Origin of the sequence: Paenibacillus thailandensis, from assembly GCF_042685365.1 — a bacterium.
Lineage (GTDB): Bacteria > Bacillota > Bacilli > Paenibacillales > Paenibacillaceae > Paenibacillus_AP > Paenibacillus_AP thailandensis.
In genome coordinates this window covers 36,739-54,183 of sequence record NZ_JBHUMY010000006.1, presented here as the reverse complement: position 1 = coordinate 54,183, position 17,445 = coordinate 36,739, and the positions used below count along the sequence as shown (strand labels likewise).

13 protein-coding genes are annotated in these 17,445 nt (G+C 56.7%); 4 read left to right on the top strand and 9 right to left on the bottom strand.

What is annotated here, in order from left to right; all coding sequences use genetic code 11:
- Positions 1 to 2 precede the first annotated feature (2 nt).
- A complete protein-coding gene (locus ACFSW5_RS05170) occupies positions 3 to 533 on the bottom strand; it encodes a DUF309 domain-containing protein (protein WP_379270345.1) in 531 nt (176 codons plus the stop codon).
- 240 nt (positions 534 to 773) lie between these two features.
- Between ACFSW5_RS05170 and ACFSW5_RS05165 the strand changes: the two genes are divergently transcribed.
- On the top strand, positions 774 to 1,187 hold the full coding sequence (locus ACFSW5_RS05165; protein WP_379270344.1) for a hypothetical protein: 414 nt from the start codon (positions 774 to 776) through the stop codon (positions 1,185 to 1,187).
- Positions 1,187 to 1,465, top strand: a complete 279-nt coding sequence (locus ACFSW5_RS05160; RefSeq protein WP_379270343.1) for a YxcD family protein — start codon at positions 1,187 to 1,189, stop codon at positions 1,463 to 1,465. Before ACFSW5_RS05165 ends, ACFSW5_RS05160 begins: the two co-directional genes overlap by 1 nt.
- 360 nt (positions 1,466 to 1,825) lie before the next feature.
- On the opposite strand, the gene ACFSW5_RS05155 is transcribed toward ACFSW5_RS05160, so the two are convergent.
- Genes ACFSW5_RS05155 through ACFSW5_RS05140 form a run of 4 tightly spaced genes read right to left on the bottom strand, consistent with a single transcriptional unit; the run spans position 1,826 to position 5,412 of the window.
- Positions 1,826 to 3,058, bottom strand: coding sequence for a beta-ketoacyl-[acyl-carrier-protein] synthase family protein (locus ACFSW5_RS05155; protein WP_379270342.1), 1,233 nt, complete (start codon positions 3,056 to 3,058; stop codon positions 1,826 to 1,828).
- On the bottom strand, positions 3,034 to 3,534 hold the full coding sequence (locus tag ACFSW5_RS05150) for a hypothetical protein (protein ID WP_379270341.1): 501 nt from the start codon (positions 3,532 to 3,534) through the stop codon (positions 3,034 to 3,036). The genes ACFSW5_RS05155 and ACFSW5_RS05150 overlap by 25 nt, the downstream gene beginning before the upstream one ends.
- A gap of 23 nt (positions 3,535 to 3,557) precedes the next feature.
- Complete coding sequence (locus ACFSW5_RS05145; RefSeq protein WP_379270340.1) at positions 3,558 to 4,718, bottom strand: NAD(P)/FAD-dependent oxidoreductase; 1,161 nt, start codon at positions 4,716 to 4,718, stop codon at positions 3,558 to 3,560.
- The gene (locus tag ACFSW5_RS05140; RefSeq protein ID WP_379270339.1) at positions 4,711 to 5,412 is read right to left on the bottom strand and encodes a methyltransferase domain-containing protein; all 702 of its coding nucleotides are present in this window, start codon (positions 5,410 to 5,412) and stop codon (positions 4,711 to 4,713) included. The genes ACFSW5_RS05145 and ACFSW5_RS05140 overlap by 8 nt, the downstream gene beginning before the upstream one ends.
- A gap of 206 nt (positions 5,413 to 5,618) precedes the next feature.
- Here ACFSW5_RS05140 and ACFSW5_RS05135 point away from each other — a divergent pair, with 206 nt between their 5' ends.
- Positions 5,619 to 7,541, top strand: a complete 1,923-nt coding sequence (locus tag ACFSW5_RS05135; RefSeq protein WP_379270338.1) for a glycosyl hydrolase family 18 protein — start codon at positions 5,619 to 5,621, stop codon at positions 7,539 to 7,541.
- Positions 7,542 to 7,660: 119 nt separating this feature from the next.
- Here ACFSW5_RS05135 and ACFSW5_RS05130 read toward each other — a convergent pair whose 3' ends face one another.
- Together ACFSW5_RS05130 and ACFSW5_RS05125 are read right to left on the bottom strand one after the other, a co-directional pair.
- Positions 7,661 to 8,899 (bottom strand): S-layer homology domain-containing protein, encoded by a 1,239-nt coding sequence (locus ACFSW5_RS05130; protein ID WP_379270337.1) that lies wholly within the window; start codon positions 8,897 to 8,899, stop codon positions 7,661 to 7,663.
- A 113-nt stretch (positions 8,900 to 9,012) separates the two neighbouring features.
- On the bottom strand, positions 9,013 to 12,948 hold the full coding sequence (locus tag ACFSW5_RS05125) for a S8 family serine peptidase (protein ID WP_379270336.1): 3,936 nt from the start codon (positions 12,946 to 12,948) through the stop codon (positions 9,013 to 9,015).
- 542 nt (positions 12,949 to 13,490) lie between these two features.
- On the opposite strand from ACFSW5_RS05125, the gene ACFSW5_RS05120 reads away from it, so the two are divergent.
- Positions 13,491 to 14,729, top strand: a complete 1,239-nt coding sequence (locus ACFSW5_RS05120) for an MFS transporter (RefSeq protein ID WP_379270335.1) — start codon at positions 13,491 to 13,493, stop codon at positions 14,727 to 14,729.
- A 58-nt stretch (positions 14,730 to 14,787) separates the two neighbouring features.
- On the opposite strand, the gene ACFSW5_RS05115 is transcribed toward ACFSW5_RS05120, so the two are convergent.
- Positions 14,788 to 16,470, bottom strand: a complete 1,683-nt coding sequence (locus tag ACFSW5_RS05115; RefSeq protein WP_379270334.1) for an ABC transporter substrate-binding protein — start codon at positions 16,468 to 16,470, stop codon at positions 14,788 to 14,790.
- Positions 16,471 to 16,581: 111 nt separating this feature from the next.
- Positions 16,582 to 17,403, bottom strand: coding sequence for a carbohydrate ABC transporter permease (locus tag ACFSW5_RS05110; protein ID WP_379271009.1), 822 nt, complete (start codon positions 17,401 to 17,403; stop codon positions 16,582 to 16,584).
- Positions 17,404 to 17,445 lie beyond the last annotated feature (42 nt).

Sequence of the window (17,445 nt, the reverse complement as noted above, 5' to 3'; positions counted from 1 at the left end):
GCTTATTCCGGTCTTTTTCTTTGTGCGGCCGCTTGCGCCCTCGCGGCAATGACGCCGCTTCGATCGCGAAGCGTATGGCGATGGACGAGCTGCTCGTCCCCCATATCGCTTGGCTGTCCCCAGACAACGCCCCGCTCCTCGCAGAGCTTGAGGCACAACCGAAGCAGCCGTTCGTCGGCTATCGCCAGATTCATATCGGCAAACGTCCCGCTCTCGCCTGCCGACAGCCTGTCCGCCCTAGCCGCAAGCTCCGCCGTAATCGTCTCCCCTTGCAGACCGGCTTTTTCGAGAAGCGCATGCGTCAGGCGGCTAAGTGCCTGCTTATACATCATGAGGGCGCCTCGCCGGTTGCCCCGCCGTTCGTGATAGCTGCCGACCGCGACTTGAATCAGACCGACCCACAGCGCCCCAAGACCGTCGTGCGGATGCTCTTTCCAATATTCCTCCAATAGTTCATGGCATTCAAAATAATCGCGGGTAGCATGAAATTCGACCAAATATGCAATATAAGAGGCAGGATATTCCGGGGTCATTTACATTGCTCCTCCCAGCTGACGGCAAACATATTGTTAACCAATCAGAAAGTATAAGTTATCGGACTCGAAAACTCACTACTGATTGGAGATAACAACGACCGCTGAAACGCGGTCGCGCATCCTCGAAGGACTTCGATAGAAGTTTTTCTCATGAAAAATGAAACCTCCATCCATCATAGACGTAAACCTCTATATAAAGCAACTTTAGCATGACAACAGACAAAGGAGTCGAAACGCATGAAAAAAGGGATTATGATCATGATGGCCTTTACGCTTTTCCTGACATTGGGGTTCGGACAAGCGGTTGACGCTAAACCTCGGGGCAGCCTGAAGTCGCCGAAGCAAAGCTTTACGCAAACGCCGAGCAAATCGGATAGCGGCGCAGCGCAAACGAACACCGGAACGAAAACGACAACCGGCGGGGCGACGGCGCCCAAAACGAGCGGTTTCGGCGGCAGCTTCATGAAAGGGATGCTGTTCGGCGGTTTGGCCGGCCTTCTGTTCGGCAGCATGTTCGGAACCGGATTCTTCGGCCAAATGATGGGACTGCTCATCAACGTCATCGCGATACTGGCCGTCATTATGATTATCCGCGCCATTTACGTATACTTCCGCAACAAGCGCACGCCGGATACGCGGAGACCTTACTAATGCGGATTTACACGGACGAGATCATTAACGCGGTCTGCCTTCATATGGCCGACCGCAAAGGCGTCAAGCCTACGGATGTCGAAGTCCAGCTTTCCTGGGAAGAGGAATACGGCTTTACCGCCGAAGTGTGGGTCGGGGGACGCAGCCAATATTTAATCGAAGCGAACCTGATCGAAGCGATCGTGCAGTACATGTACAAGCATTACAATCGGCGCGTATTTCCTTCCGATATTACGATCGACGCGGAAGACGATTTTTGGGCGGATATTCGGGATTAATCGCGCAAAGTCATAGAATGCACCCCTTGGAATAAACATCGGATATGCAGACCCGGTGAATTTCAAGGGGTGTATTTTTATGCCGTTATGGCAGCGGCGAGAGTATAGGTACTTCTACGGTTTCGACGTTTCTCGGCCATTATGCCGTGGACGGTCAATCGTGGACGTTCCGTCTACCGGGACGGAATCCCGTTGTCCTTCATGCGTCAAACCGCTACTATACGGGCGTTGACTTGTTCGAATTCGAAGGTGTCGTTTACGTCCGGCTCGGGGCGTTAAAGCTTAAAGGGCTGAACACCGCCGGCACATCCGTCTTGGCGGGAGGGCGGTAGCCGACGCGGTTTCGGGGTTAATTTTCAGCTATGCCCGCCGGATGACAAGCACGGCGTTGACGCCGCCGAAGCCGTACGAGTTCGAGACGGCGGCTTCGGCTTTGACGTGGCGCGGCTTGCCGGCTACGAGATCGATCGCCGCCTCCGGGTCCGGCTCGGTCAAATTGGTTGTGGGCGGCAGCCAGCCTTCCGCCAGCGACAGCAGCGTAATCGCGGCTTCAATCGCCCCCGAAGCCCCTAACGGATGGCCGTAAAGCCCCTTCGTGCCGCTGACCGCCACCGGCCGTTCGCCGAATACCGAACGGATCACTTGCGATTCGGTCACGTCGTTCAACAAGGTGGACGAGCCGTGAGCGTTAATGTACCCGATATCGTCGGCAGACATGTCCGCCGACGCAAGCGCCAGCCGGATCGCCCGCGCGGCCTCTGCTCCGGTCGGGAGCGGCGCGCTCATATGGAACGCGTCGTTCGTCAAGCCGAATCCGGCGATTTCGCCGTATATGCGCGCTCCCCGCGCTTTGGCGTGGCTCTCGGATTCGATGACAAGCACGGCCGCGCCCTCTCCCATCACAAAGCCGTCGCGGTTCCGGTCAAACGGCCGGCTGGCGCTTGACGGCGTATCGTTGCGGGTCGACATCGCCCGCAGCATATCGAAGGCGCCGAAGGACAGCGGCGCAAGAGGCGCCTCCGCCCCGCCGGCGATCACGACGTCCGCTTCGCCCCGCCGAATCGCCTGCATCCCTCTTCCGATGGCGACGGCTCCGGAAGCGCAAGACATCGCGTTCGTCTCGTTCGGACCGGTAAACCCGAATTCCATCGCCATATTGCAGGAAGCGGCCCCGCCGAACACGGAGAAGCCAAGCGTCGGCGAAACGGACCGGTAGCCGCCGCTGTAATAGTTGCCGCATTGCTCCTCGGCGAAGGAAATGCCGCCCAGGGCGCTGCCCATAAAGATGCCGACGCGCTCCGGCTCCAGCGACGACGGCTGAAGAGCCGCGTCCCGCATCGCCAGCATGCCGGCGGAAACGGCAAGCTGCGAATAACGGTCCATGCGATGAGCCCTTTTTTTATGGATATAGTGGAGCGGGTCGAAGCTTTCGATCTGAGCCGCGATTCTGCTTCTCAGCCCGACCGGCTCGAAGCGGCTGATCGGCTTCACCGCGCTTTGTCCTCTGCGCACGCCCTCCCACATTTGCTCAACGCCGATTCCGATCGGCGTAACGGCCCCAATGCCTGTTACAACTGCCCGATGCTCGCCCATCGCGTATAACCCGCCTCCCGACTGATTGTTGATTCCGCGGCTGTTTTCAACCCTTGCAAGGTTTGGCCGGCAATAAAATGCACGAAATGCTTCCCGATCCGATCCGCCGCCAGCCTTCTCCCGATCGGCGGCTTGTCCCAGCGGTGCACGATGCTGACCTTCGTTCCGGCGCCCCAAGCTTCGAAGCGCCATTCCACGTCCATCCCTCTAGTGACGCCTTCCACATGCCTGTACTGAATAAGAAGCGCGGCCGGATCCGCTTTCATATCGCTGACCCACCGGACGGGCCAATGAAGACGGCGAAACGAACGGACGGCCGCCATCTCGACAATGCCTCCCATCGCGTTGCTGCTGCCTTCCCGAAAGCGGATCGTCCGGTAATGAGACAGCCGCTTCGGCCATAGCTCCACCTGGTTCGCCAGCTCAAAAGCCGCTTGAGGCGTACAGTCGAACCATTCCTCGTTATAGGTGTACATGCAAAGCCTCCCTCCTTATTGGTTTACGGTACCCGGCAGTCACCGATCCGTCCGGCCAGCGCTTCCTTAAGCCGCGGCGAAGCGCTTAGTCCGCGCAGCGCCGCGTTCCAGACCGGCGGCTGGCGGCTGCTCCATTCGATGAGCCGCTGGAGCCGCACGCCGGGAGCGAATTCTTTCCGCCGCTCCCGCTCGTATTGCGCAAGCGGCCGGAAGCTGCCGCTTGCCAGCGATTCCGCGACCCGCGGGGCCGCCAATTCCGCGCTTCGAATCGCGCGGTAAATGCCTTGGCCCGTCAGCGGGTCGTAATAGCCGGCGGCGTCGCCGACAAGGACAAGCCCCGGCAGCGCCGCAGCCCGCACGGGCCGGTCGAACGGCCCGCTTGCCAGAACCTCGCCGGCGAGCGCCGCTCCGGCCAGCCGTTCCGCCAGCCAAGGCTGGCGGCGGGCCGCTTCCAGCATGAAGCCGGCTTTGTCCTTTGCCGCCGATGCGGCGGCCGCGCCCTGCAGCGCAAGCGTCAAGTTCGCCAGCCCTCCGCCAAGCGGCGCCACGCCGACGACAAGGTCCGGCTCCGTATGGAGCTCGACCGCATCCTCCAGCGCTTCCACCCCGATAAGACGCGCGGTGAACGCCGCTTTCCGAAGCCGTCCCGGCCGGCTTGCCAATCCCGCGCTTCGCGCAATGGCGGAGCGAAGGCCGTCTGCGCCGACGACAAGCCGCGCCGGAAGGCGGAACGGCTTGCCGGTCGCGGCCGATCGGCCGTAAACGCCGGCGGCATGCCCCAGCTCGTTCCATACGATGCCTTCGACATGCATATGTTCGTCCAAAAGGACGCCCGCCCGGCAAGCTTCGCGGACAAGCCTCTCGTCCAGCAGCTCCCGCCGGCAGCCGATGCCGTACCGCCCCGGAGGGTAAGAAGCTTCAAGCCGCAATCGGTTATTCGCGAGCCGCCAGCCGCGAACGATTCCGCCGTCAAGCTCCCCCGCGCCGTCCGCCAGCAAGCTTTCCGCCGGCGTTCCGACCCGCGCCAGAGCAGCTACCGCGCCCGGATTAAGCGATTCGCCGCAAGGCTTCCGCTTCGGGAACGCCGCTCGTTCCAGCAGGCGGACTTTCAATCCGCGAAGCGCAAGCAGCCTCGCGACGACGCTGCCGGCGGGACCGGCTCCGATGACGACCACGTCATCCATGGCGGACCAGTGCCAGACGGAACGGAAAATGCCGCCGTACGACGGCTCCTTCGATTCCCGCGCGGTTCAGCAGCTCCCTTGCTTCGGCAGCCGTATAAGAGCGCCGAACCGACAACGGGCCATCGTGCTTCGTAACGGGACTGCGCCATACGACGCCTGCAAGAAGCATGGCGGACCAATACGCCAGCCTTCTTCGCTCGAGATCGGTCACGACCCAGCCGATGCGCGATACCCGATCCAGCTCGCGGATCAGTTGAACCGCCTGCTCCTCGTCCATATGATGCAGAGCCAAATTGCAAAAGGCGATATCGAAGCTGTCGTCTTCGAACGGCATTGCCGTCGCGTCGGCCACCATTGCCGTAATCTTGTCAGAAGAAGCGGTCCGTCTGGCCGCCAGCTCAACCATCCCCGGATGGATGTCGATGCAGGAGATGGTGACGTCAAGACCGTTCATCTTCCGCCACCGCAGCAGCGCAAGAGGAATGTCGCCGATACCCGCGGCGACGTCCAGCAGCCGGATTCCGCCCCGGTCCGCCGCCCGGGGATCGGCGAGCATTTTGCCCAAATGCCGAAACAATGCGGGGTTGCCCCCCAAATATCGGTTGACATGCCACACTTCCCGAAGGCTCCTCTCCAGCTCCTGCAGATCGATCTCGCCTTCGTCCAGCAATTCCTTGGACATTGCTCTTTTCATGCGAAATCAGCTCCTTTTACCCGAGGGATTCGCAGCTCGTTTCCTGTATTGTTATTCTTTTCCTTTATTTTTATCCATTGCGCTCCGAACTATCCGAAGCCGGGGCAAATGCGAGTTTTGAAGGGAATTTGTCGAATATATCGCAACCTCTCTCTATTAACCGCGTCTAACGATTGAATCGAAAGTAGGAGAGTGATAGAACGATTATGCTGCGACAACTGAAGATCTGGCTTTCGGTGCTTATCGCCTTGCCGCTTGCCGGAACGATCGCGGGTACCGCTCCCGCCGCGGCCGCAGCGGCTGCGATGACCAACTACCGCGTCTACCAAAACGACAAGCCGCTGCGGGAGTTTGCGACAGAAAAGCAGGCCGTAGCTTACGCGAAACGGTTCGCTTACAGCCATGTCGAGAAAATCGCCGACCGCGCCTGGATGTGGGACAACTTCCCCCGCTTCAAAATCTACCAAGGCGGCATGTCGAAGGCAGGGTGGGAATTTCGCACGTACGCGGAAGCGCTTGCAGCGGCCAAGCAATTGAACAACGTACATATTCGCGATCTGGAGCAGCCGGGCTGGGTGTATCAGTCTTATGCGAATTACAGACTGTTCCAAGGGGAGAAAACAAAAAGCGGCTGGACGTTTGCAACGCTGGACGCCGCGAAAAAAGAAGCGAAAAAATGGGCGAACGCCCACATTATCGAGCTGTCGTCGAACACATGGGCATGGGATAACTTGAACGCTTTGCAGGAAGCTACCCAGCGGGCCGGCAAAGCGATATACGCGATCGTTTCGCCGGACGGCACGAGCGCCTCCGATCGAACTTACGGCTATCTATACGACGCGATCCAAGCGTCGGCGGCGCTTGGCGACACGAATGTCGTGAATACCTCGACGGGAGCCGTCGTTCATTCGAACGTCCGCGCGTACGAAGTGCTGCAGAGCGGCACAACGCTCGGGTCTTTCATAAGCCTCAGCAAGGCCGTTCAGTTCGCCAAAGGCTACGCGAACGCAAGCGTCGTCTATAACGGGGAAACCTGGTGGACAAGCGTGCCGTATTTGACGGTATATCAAGGCGACAAAAAGCTCAAGTCGTTCCATACGGTAACGGCCGCTGTCCGCTATGCCAAAGGTTATGCCGGCAGCGCCGTCAAAAACGCCGACGGAAGAACGCTGTGGAGCAACGCCAAAAGGCTCGTCTACCTGGCATGGAACGGCGAAACGACAAGCGCGGACGTGCTGGGCCAAGTCGCCAATACGCAAGGACTGTCCGTCGATTCGCCGACCTGGTTCGAGCTGGCGGACGACGGCGGCACGCTGAAGGACACTTCCGACGCGTCCGTCGTCCGGACGCTTGCCGAAGCCGGCATCGAGGTCATGCCGCTCGTTCACAATCAGTTCGACCAACAATTGACGACGCGGTTTCTCGCGAGCGACGCCGCCCAGAAAACGTTTATATCGGGTCTCGTAGGCAAGCTGGCGGAGCTGAACGTATCCGGCGTCAATCTCGATTTCGAAAACGTGAGCAAGGACGACAGGTCTGCATTTACGAAATTCGTTACGGCGCTTGCCTCGGCCGTACATGCGAAAGGAATGAAGCTCTCGATCGACCTTCCCCGCGGCGACGTCAAATGGAATCATCTTACCGCCTACGATCACGCCGCGCTTGCGAACGTCGTGGACACGATGATTATAATGGCCTATGACGAGCATTGGACGGGCAGCAAAGAACCGGGTTCCGTAGCGGGGCTTGCCTGGACCGAGGAAGGGGTGCGGCAGTTTCTCTCGTACGGCATTCCGCGCGGCAAGCTGATGCTCGGCATTCCGTTCTACGTTCGGGTCTGGCAGCTCGACGGCAGCGGGAAGCTGGTCGGCAGCCGTGCCGTTTATATGAAGGACATCGGCCGGCTAATCTCGGAAACGGGGGCTGCGGGCGTCAAGGACGCGGAATCCGGCCAGATGAAATATACGTATAAGCAGAACGGCTACACGTACCAATTCTGGGCGGAAACGCCGGAGACGACGGCGGCCCGGGTCAACATCGCCAAAAAATACGATCTGGCGGGCGTCGCGGCGTGGCGGCTGGGCTACGAGGACGCTTCCCTATGGACCATGATGCTGCAAATGAAATAATTCGGCATGATCTTATCTATCCAATCGTTCGTATCCTATTACAAAAAGTCCGCCGGCACCGGCGGACAAAGGAAAAACCCGGTCACCTTATCCCAAGGTGCCGGGTTTTTGCTATTGCGTCAGCCGTTCAAACGGGTCAGCACCCGATCGAGCAGCACCGCCATTTCCGCGCGGCTGGCCTTGTCGCCGGGCGCGAATTGCCGGTCGGACTTCCCTTCCAGCAGCTTAAGCCCGTACAGCAGCCGTATATCCTCGTAAGCCCAGTGGGCGGCCGGCACGTCGGCGAACGGCAGCCGCACCGTCTCGCCCGCCGCATCCCCTTCCAGTTCGCGCAGCACCCTGGCGACAATCGCGGCGATCTCCGCTCTTGTTATCGGATCGTTAGGCTTGAAATATTTCGCCGCCCCAAGCGGCGTCCCTTGTACGAGACCGTATTGCGCGGCCGTCTCCACATAATCGTAATGCCACGCCGTCTTCGGCACGTCCGCGAACGTCGGCTTCAGCTGTTGCTTCATATCGAGGCCGAGCGCAACGACGGCGGTTTTGGCGAATTCGGCCCGGGTCATGCTTCTGCGCGGCTCGAAATATCCGCTTGGGCTGCCTTGCAGCACCTTTGATCGGGCGAATGCCCCGATCGCATCCTTCGCCCAGCTCAGCGCCGCCACATCGCCGTAATCTTTAAACGCCTGCAGCGCCTGCTCGTCCGTGACGCCGGAGCCGGATTCGGACGGCGCTTCGCCGATTTGCTCCTGCGTCTCCGCAGCTCCGCCCGCCGCGGCCCCTCCGGCCGGGACGATTTCGACCGAAGCCGAATTGATTGTATGTATGACATTAACGCCGGGGTTGTCCGCTTTGATGACGATCGATTTGGTTTGACTGAACCGGACGACGCCGGGCGACGCCGCTTTAAACGTCACCGTTCCGATTTTGCCGTACCCCGCGAACAACAGGCTTCCTTTTTTCGTCGTAATTTGCGAAACCTTTACCGTGCCGGATTCGGCATCGATGCTGTTCACCAGCGTCATCGGGCCTGCCGCAGCCTGAAAGACCGCCGGCTTTAGCGCGGGGTCGCCGATCTCCGCAACGGGCTGAACAAGCGAAGCGTCAAACGCAAGATGCACCTCATAGCCTTGAATGTCGGCGTAATCGCCGGTAAAGCCTTGCAGCCAGACGGCAACCTCAAATACGTCCCCGACTTGCGCCTGCGCGGCAGACGTAACGATGCGGACTTGCGGCAGCTTGGCTTCTTGCCCGGCGGCGATAGCGGCAGGCTGGAGCCCGAACAAAACGTATGCCAGCATGCAGATGACGATCGGAAAAGCGCGGTATGCCCGCTTGTGCCGTTTCGTTCCATTCATGTTCCCATCCCCTGTCCATGAAGGCGGGAGGGAGAATAGCCGAGTAAGCCTATCCTCCCGCAACGCCTATAATAACGATCCGATTTAAAGCCTAAGCACGAATAGTTTTCCGATTAGAACGAATAGTTTTCCAAGACGAAGGAAATGTCGAGCAGGTCGATCGCGTCGTCGCGGTTAATGTCGGCTGCGCTTGTTGCGGCCGACGGCCAGGAGCCGTTTCTTTCCTTGCCGAATTGTTTCGCCGCCAGCTGCAGGTCGGCCAGATCGACTTTTCCGTCGCCGTTCACGTCGCCGGCCGCAAGCGGACCGAAGTCATGCGTCACGTCGCCGTTTACATCGACTTGCTCGGCTTCTTGAATATGGCCCGGCACGATCGCCCGAACGGTATACGTTCCTGCAGGTACGGCTATCGAATACGAGCCGTCTTCGCTTACTTTGGCGATGCCGGCCACCTCGCCTTTGCCGTCTATAGCCTCGACGACGACTTTATGCGTTCCGTCGCTGCCTTGGTACCATACCTCGCTGTAATCGACGCCTTCGCCGAACGCCTCTGCCTTAAGCTTACCGCTGATCGTATAATTCGTGCCGACAGGATCTTCTTCAACCGAGACGGATCCGTTCGTCAACCGTCCGATGCCGATATCTTCGGTATTGCTGTTCAGCAGCCGGACGTCGGACAATTCAAACTGATATTCCCCTTCCTCTTCGGCGGCAAAATGATACAGCGCCAGCGACAAGTCGTCTCCTCCCGTATATCCGCCTATGTCTCCGGCGAGGGACACAATGTAGTCCGAACGGATTTTGCCGCCGCCGACTTCAACCTGTGTCTCGTCGATAATAAGCGGAACGCCCGGATTTTCGTTCTGCTGGTAAACGTCCAGTTGCACGCTCGGCTCGACCGATCCTCTGACAAGATCGGCATCATACGTAAGGCTGAACTGCGCCGAATACACATCGTCCGCGCCGTAGACGTCGATGCTGACGCTAAAGCTTTCGCCGGGCTCGGCCGTTTCCGTGCTAACGTTCACCGCAGCTTGGGCAGGCGACTCGTTCGTCTCTTCGTACGAGACGGTATCCGCGGGAACGATCATGCCGTTGCCCGCCAGATCGTAGACGTATACGTCAAACGTATTCAGGCCGTAGTCGATCGGCACTTCGATCTCATACGTGCCGTCCTCATGGATGAAGCCGTCATACTGCTCTTCGCCTTCAATCGCCGCCACGCCGATTGCGCTGTAATCCCCGAAGAAGTCAACGAGAAAATCGCGCTTGATTTGGCCGGTTATTATTCCGGCGCCGTTTTCGACGGAAATGCTTGCTTCGGAAGATTCGGGCTTGTTCACGTCGATAATGAACGGAGTAATTTCATCCTCATAAACGTCGAAGTTATAGAACGGAACGAGCAGATAATAACGGTCTCCGTTATCGGCCAATGAATATTCGCCGATCTCCGGATGGAAGACCGTCCCGTCCCAGCCGGGAATAATGTAATCCCCGGGCTCGATGCCTTCGGCGTCCTCTTCGATCGTCCCGAGCCACTCCAGCGTCTCGTAGTCAAAAACATCAAGCGAAAAATACTCGTTCACCAAATTGACGCTGAACTCGATGTCAGCCGTATCGTACGCCTCGTCGCCGTTAGGCGAGTATATGGCAGGCGTAATCGAAACGCCGGAAACCGGCGCCGGCAAATCCTGCACTTCGCCGACATAAACGGCAAACGGCAAATGAAGCTCATGCCCTTCGTCCGACGTCAACGTCACATTGCCTTCGTAATAGCCGTCCGGCGTATCGGCCCCGACGTTAAGCGTGATGTCGAAGGAAGCGCCGCTTCCCGCCTCGACGCGAACCTCGCTTGCGCTCCAGTCGAAAGATCCGGCCGCTTCCCCCGTCCATTCGGCGTCGACCGAATACGAGGATACGCTGCCTGCGATATCTTTAACCGTAACCGTCTTCGTCAATTGCGATCCGGCAGGCGTCTGGCCGAACGACAAGCTTCCCGTATAATACGGCGTATAGACGCTGTCCGTAACCGCCGTCGTCGATTCCTGAACGAGAGCGACGGCTTTCGCTTCGATCGTTTTCGCCAAGTCGACGCGTCCGGCGCCTTGCGCCATATGCGAATACGTATTGCCGTTCTCGTCATCCAGCTCGACCGCGTTGTTCATCAGCAAGCCTTTCACCAGCTCCGGCGTAAGCTCCGGGTCTTTCTGGAGCAGGAGCGCCGCAGCTCCGGCGATATGGGGCGCCGCCATGCTGGTGCCTTGATTGTCTTCATAAGCGTCCGCGTAATTCCCGTCCGATGCGGGCACGGAGGAGCGGATCCCGACCCCCGGGGCGGCGATGTCCGGCTTGATGTCCAGAGACGGAATGCTTGGTCCGCGCGAGCTGAAATCGGCGATCAAGTCCTCGACCATCGTAATGCCGAACGTGGCGGTATACTCGCCTGCCGCTTCGATCGCATTGACGAGCACCTCGCCGTTCTCCTGCGAAATGCTGAGCGTCGGGATGTAGTCTCCCTCTTCGCCGAGCGTTCCGCCGAAGTTACCCGGGGCGTTATTGTAAATAACGGCCGCGACCGCACCCGCCGCTTTGGCGTTGAGCGATTTCTCCGCGAAAGAAATCGACCCGCGCGAGATGACCGCCACCTTCCCCTCCGCATCGACATTGGCGAAGTCGGCAGCGGTGCCGAGACCCGCGTTAACGAAGACAGCCGAGCTTCCTTCCAGGCTGCCGAGCCCGGGGGAGAACGTCATCAAGCTGCCCAGCACATGACCGATTCCTTCGCCCGTAATTTCCGGAACGTTCAGCGGAGGATAGGAGGCGCCTACGGATATCGCCATCTCCGATGTTGCCGGATTGCCCATCGTGTAACCGGCCGGGCCGTCGTTGCCGTTCGCCACGACCGGCACGACGCCGGCAATCGCCGCGTTGTTCAGCGCGATCGATTCCGCGCTTGCTTCATAGTTGCCGCTGTTGCCGAGCGACAAGTTGATGACGTCCAGACCGTCCTTGACCGCTCGGTCGATGGCCGCCATCACGTCTTCCGTATCTCCCGTACCGCCGGGCCCGAGCACGCGGTATACGTAAAGGTCCGCCCCGTAGGCGACGCCTTTCACCCACCCGTTCGGATCGTTCTCGACGTCCGGATTGCCTCTGCCGGCAATGGTCCCGGACACGTGCGTGCCGTGGGACGTAGCCGCTTCGGGATCGTTAGGATCGACCGGCGTTTCGTTCGGGACGTTATCGTCGTCCACGAAGTCGTATCCGCCTTTGTAAGCATCCCGCAAGCTCGGATGATTGAAATCGATGCCCGTGTCGAGCACGCCCACTTTGATTCCTTCGCCGTTGAAGCCCAAATCCCACAGCTGCCGGGAGCCGATGTAAGGCGCGCTTTCGTTCATATTGGGCGTCACGCTGTCGACCGGAACCGCCTTGAACGTGGTGCTCGGATAAACCGCTTTGACGCCTGGCAGCGACAGCAGCGATTCGACTTCGTTCGCGGCGATTTGAACGGCGTAGCCGTTAAACGCCTGATTGTATTTGCGGCCAAGCTTCAGCCCTTTCTTCGCTTGCGCTTCGGCGGCAAACGCAGCTTGCTCCTTCTCCAGCAGCTTCTCGCCGGATACGGCGCTTTTCAGAAGCCCTTGCGCGGAAGCGGCTTTCTGCACGGCAAGCGGCTGCGTCGTCAGCTCGACGATAACCGTAATCGTCTTGGCGCTGTCCGAAGCCGGGACGAAATTTTGCGGAGCGGCGGGCGCGGCAAGCGCGGCCGAGCCGCCGGCTGCATGAAGCTCCGCCTTCGATTCGAAGTTTAGGCTTCCTCCCGCTTCCTCCAAAGCCTTCTTCTTTTCGTCGCCGTCCAGCTGCAAATCTTCCGGCAAGGATAGGGAAGGCGTTTCGATAGCCGATTCCAGCTCGGCGCCAACGGCGTTCTCATCAAGCGGCGTGCCCTCCTGTTCCGCGCCGTAAACCGGGGAAGCGACAAGCGAGAACAGCAACGCGAATAATACGACAATACTAAACCACTTTCTGCGAAATAATCCGTCCAACTTCAAATCCCTCCTGCGTTCGATTCTTCAAACTCGTCTGCATATCCAGAAGTGCGGTTAAACCGCAAAACAAGCACCCCTCCCTCTCCAAAATCGTTGCAATGTTCACAAAGCCAAGAACTTTTCCCATATGCTGGATGCCATTTTTAGTTTAATAGATTGCTAGAAAATATTTTGTTGAATTTTCTGTCCGATTTCATAATTCTTTCGACAGAATGGGACGTGGTTTCCAAACGTAAGCCGGAGCAACGCTTTCGCCCGGCACTCTTTCACAATGTTTAATTCTTTGTAATTAAAGTTTCGTTTCGAAATTTTTTTCCGATTTTAACTTCCGTTAATGAAAGTTAAACCATAAAAACTATTTCTTTTTGCCAAAATAATCGTTGACGTCAAGCGTTTATGGTGCTACTTTAAATATGTCATATAAAGTGACACGAAAATTGCGGGGAATAAACAAATTTGCGATATCCCTCCTTTTCTATCTACGTTTCAGGAGAAAAGTGTCACTTAATATGACATTAATCTGGAGAGGGTGAGTTCCGATGAAAAAAAACAATCCTATTCTCGTCATCGTCATGTTTTCGCTCGGTTGGGTGTTCATGTATGCGGACCGCAACATTTTATCGCCGGTGATGAGCGTCATCGGGGAAGAGTGGGGGTTGTCGAAAGGACAGCTTGGCCTGATGTCGACCGTATTTTTCATTACATACGCCGCCATGCAGATTCCTGCGGGGATATTGGCCGACCGTTTCGGTCGGGTAAAGGTGCTTGCGGCGGGCTATATTTTGTTCGGCGTCGGGACGATCTTAAGCGGACTTGCGCCGGGCTTTCTCGTCTTTTTGCTCGTAAGGGCCATTACCGGTCTCGGCGAAGGGACTTATTACGGACCGGTTTACGCGATATCGTCCAACTCCGTGCCGCAAAAATATCGCGGCGTCTCCTCGGCTTTGATCAATAGCGGCATGGCGGTCGGCATCTCTCTCGGCTTTATCGCTTCCAGCTATTTGACGTTCACGCTTGAATGGAGCTGGCAAACGACGTTTTACCTGTTTGGCGTTCTTACGGTCATCGTGGCGATTCTGATCGCCGCATTCGTCAAGGACGACCGTTCGGCTGAAGCGGAACAACGCCAAAGCGGCGGCGAAACCGCCCTCCCCGTATCCTGGAAAGCGCTGTTTACCCGAAATCACATCGTGACGTATATTCTTATTTTCTGCTCGCTGTACGGATTTTTCGGCATGCTGACATGGCTTCCTTATTACTTGCAGACGGCAAGAGGGCTCGACGGCTCGGAAACCGGCATCATCGCGTCGCTCGTCCCTTGGGCTTCGATACCCGGCGCTTTATTGTTTGCGTATATTTCCGACCGGTCCAAAAACAAAAAGCCGCTCATTATGCTGCTCGTTCTTGCCGGATCCGTGTGCCAATTCGTCATTCCCTACACGGAAAATTACTCCTTGATGCTGGTCGGACTCGTCATTTACGGATTTTGCGGCAAGCTAGCGCTCGACCCGATCCTCATTTCGTTCGTGGCCGACAACACGCCGTCGCATATGTATTCCAGAGCATTCAGCTTTTTTAACTTTATCGGCATGTTGTCCTCCATCTTCGCGCCGTATATTACGGGCTACTTGGCGGATATCACCGGAAGCGTCGAGTCGGGGTTCTATCTGTCCGGGTTGATGCTGCTTATCGGAGGCGCCTTGTTCCTGTTTGCAAAATCGGGCAACGCCAATCGGCTTGCCGCGGTGCCGAATCCCGTGCTGGATCGGGGCAATTAAGCACGCAAAGCCCGATATGCCGCACCGTGCGGCATATCGGGCTTTGCTCTTGTTTCGCTTAGTAACCTAGCACGCTTTTCGTTTTTGCAAAAATTTCATTGGCCATTTGCGTATACCGGGTGCTGCCGTTTGCTTCGGCTTGAGCTACGTAGGAGGCCCATTCCTTTTCAATATCGGCCTGGCCGGTGATGAACTTTAAGGTCATCGTTTTGACATAATCCATTAACGGCGTCGAGATCAAGTTCAATTGCTCGCTTTCGTCGGCGGACGCCATAATCGGCGGCGCAAGCTTACGGGTTTCCCGGTACTTCAAGATACGGTCGTTGTAATCCTTCTCGCCTTCCGTCATCTTGGACATCTTCAGTTTCGCGGAGCCGCCATAGGCAAACACCCCTCCGCCGAAGCCGTAATCGACATTCAATTTCTTCGTTGCCGTCGGATTAAGTCCGTTAAACGTAATATCCTCTTTCAGCACAATATTGCCGTTCGCGTCCTTGGTATAAGTTTCTCCTTCTACGCCCCACAAGCTGAGCGTTTGCCCTTCGTCGGAATACCAGAGCCAATCGACAAAACGAAGCATCTTGATGAAACCTTCCTCGCCCAAATCTTTGAGAGCGTTCTGACTGATCATAATGCCGTTCTCCAGCCTCGATGCTTCGATCTGCAGCTGGCCTGCCGGTCCGCCGGGTTGAACGATCATATAAAGTTCGCTGTTCGGCACCTGCATTTTCGTCATCATATCCGCCAAATTCTGATAATTTCCGTTAATGACAAAAGTATCGCCTTTATAGAACTTGGCAAGCGCGGTGTCGTCGTCTTGCGTGAAGGATTCCGGATCCAAAATCTCCTCTTTAATCAGCTTGTTGAAATAAGAGACGTATTGTTTGAAATTGTCCGACGTATCGGCGAATTGGAACTCCTGCTTATCGTGGTCGAACGTCAAGCCGTTGGACAGCCCCCAGCCGCCGGTTACGCCATACTCGACTGCGGCAATGTTAAGCGTGGAATCGCCCTTGAAGCGGTCCGACCATACATATTTCGCACCGGTATGCTCTTTCACTTTTTTGAGCGCTTCATAGAACGTTTCATAAGTCCAATTCGCTTCTTCCGCTTCGACATCGATGCCCGCCGCTTCAAAAACGTCTTTGCGGATAATGTAGGAGTAACCGCCGCCTGCCACTTCCCAAAGGCCCGGCAGTACATAATATTTGCCGTCGGCCTGCATTTTGACTTTCAGATCTTCTTCCATTCCCCAATCTTTCACAGCCTTCATATAGTTAGGCATATACTGCACCCATTCGCTGATCGGCACAATTTGACCGCTTGGGATGAAAGCGGCTTCGGAATAAGTTTTTGGAATGATATAAGGAGCGTCGCCGCTGTTGACGAGCAACGACTTTTGGTTCTCGTATTCCGTCCTGGCTATGATGGACAAGTCGAAGGTTACGTTCGTTTTTTCCTGAATGGCGCTCCAAAGCCTCCAGCTTTCTTGATAAGGGTAGCCTTCATGATCGCTGTACATCATGGAGTAGGTGACAGGCTCGTTGGAATGGAACGTTTGCCCTTCGCCGAAGGTGTAATCCAAAGCGTCCGCCGTCTCGGCTGCGCCGGACGAAGCGTTCGCCGAAGGCGGCGCATTGGTGCTTCCTCCGTTACTTTCGCTGCTTGAACATGCCGCCGTCATACCTACTGCCAGTACAGCCGTCAGGATGACCCCGATTGTCTTTCTAAATTTTTTCATATTTTACCTCCCTTTTCATTCCTTCTTTTATATATCAGTGATTGCTGCAGCACCTCTACCTTTGAAGATAGGGCAACGAGCGCAGCAATCCATAATATATCGCGGTTAGATTTACCCCTTAACGGCGCCGATCATCATCCCTTGCACGAAATACTTCTGGACAAACGGGTAGATGCAAATGATCGGCAATGAAGTCAGTACCATAGCGGCAGACTTGACGGTAGCCGCAATCTGATTGGCTGTCGCATCGGTCGCCCCTACTTCGGTAGGACTGATGGCGCTGTCAATGAGCTGGCGCAAATACAAGGCGATCGGCCACTTCTCCTTCGTCTGCAGGTAAAGCGACGGACCGAACCAATTGTTCCAGATGCCTACGATTACGAACAGCACCATCGTGGCCAAAATCGGTTTGGACAGAGGCAGCGTAATTCTCGTAAAGATCCCGTAAACGTCGAGACCGTCCACCTTGGCCGATTCTTCGACTTCATTCGGCAAACTGGCAAAAAAGGTTTTCATCAGAATGACATTAAAGGCGCTGATCGCTCCGGGGATAATAATCGCCCAGATCGTATCGCGCATGCCCAGCGTTTTGGCGACCAAAATGTAGTTCGGGATCAGTCCGCCGCCAAAATACATCGTAAAGAGCACAAACGGGATAAAAAATTTATTCAAGCGCAGCTTATCTTTGGAAAGCGGATAGGCCAGAACAGCCGTCGCCGCTACCGAGATCAGCGTGCCTAGCACGGAATAGAGGACGGTATTGCCGTAATACCGGAAAAAGTCCGGCTTGCTCAATATGACCTCGTAAGTTTGCGTCGTAAAATCGACCGGAAACAAGTTTACTTTCCCCGCATAGATAGCGGCTTCCGAGCTAAGCGATTGCGCGACCAGATAAAGAAACGGATGTAACGTCATCACCACGACAAGAGTCATAATGAATCCGTTAACCACTTGAAATACGCGGTCAGAAACGGA

Excerpts from the sequence above, each read along its gene's own strand:
- ACFSW5_RS05140 (WP_379270339.1), bottom strand. The coding sequence starts at position 5,412 with ATGAAAAGAGCAATGTCCAAGGAATTGCTGGACGAAGGCGAGATCGAT.
- ACFSW5_RS05110 (WP_379271009.1), bottom strand. The coding sequence starts at position 17,403 with ATGACTCTTGTCGTGGTGATGACGTTACATCCGTTTCTTTATCTGGTC.
- ACFSW5_RS05120 (WP_379270335.1), top strand. The coding sequence starts at position 13,491 with ATGAAAAAAAACAATCCTATTCTCGTCATCGTCATGTTTTCGCTCGGT.
- ACFSW5_RS05170 (WP_379270345.1), bottom strand. The coding sequence starts at position 533 with ATGACCCCGGAATATCCTGCCTCTTATATTGCATATTTGGTCGAATTT.
- ACFSW5_RS05160 (WP_379270343.1), top strand. The coding sequence starts at position 1,187 with ATGCGGATTTACACGGACGAGATCATTAACGCGGTCTGCCTTCATATG.
- ACFSW5_RS05145 (WP_379270340.1), bottom strand. The coding sequence starts at position 4,718 with ATGGATGACGTGGTCGTCATCGGAGCCGGTCCCGCCGGCAGCGTCGTC.
- ACFSW5_RS05150 (WP_379270341.1), bottom strand. The coding sequence starts at position 3,534 with ATGTACACCTATAACGAGGAATGGTTCGACTGTACGCCTCAAGCGGCT.
- ACFSW5_RS05155 (WP_379270342.1), bottom strand. The coding sequence starts at position 3,058 with ATGGGCGAGCATCGGGCAGTTGTAACAGGCATTGGGGCCGTTACGCCG.
- ACFSW5_RS05115 (WP_379270334.1), bottom strand. The coding sequence starts at position 16,470 with ATGAAAAAATTTAGAAAGACAATCGGGGTCATCCTGACGGCTGTACTG.
- ACFSW5_RS05130 (WP_379270337.1), bottom strand. The coding sequence starts at position 8,899 with ATGAATGGAACGAAACGGCACAAGCGGGCATACCGCGCTTTTCCGATC.
- ACFSW5_RS05165 (WP_379270344.1), top strand. The coding sequence starts at position 774 with ATGAAAAAAGGGATTATGATCATGATGGCCTTTACGCTTTTCCTGACA.
- ACFSW5_RS05135 (WP_379270338.1), top strand. The coding sequence starts at position 5,619 with ATGCTGCGACAACTGAAGATCTGGCTTTCGGTGCTTATCGCCTTGCCG.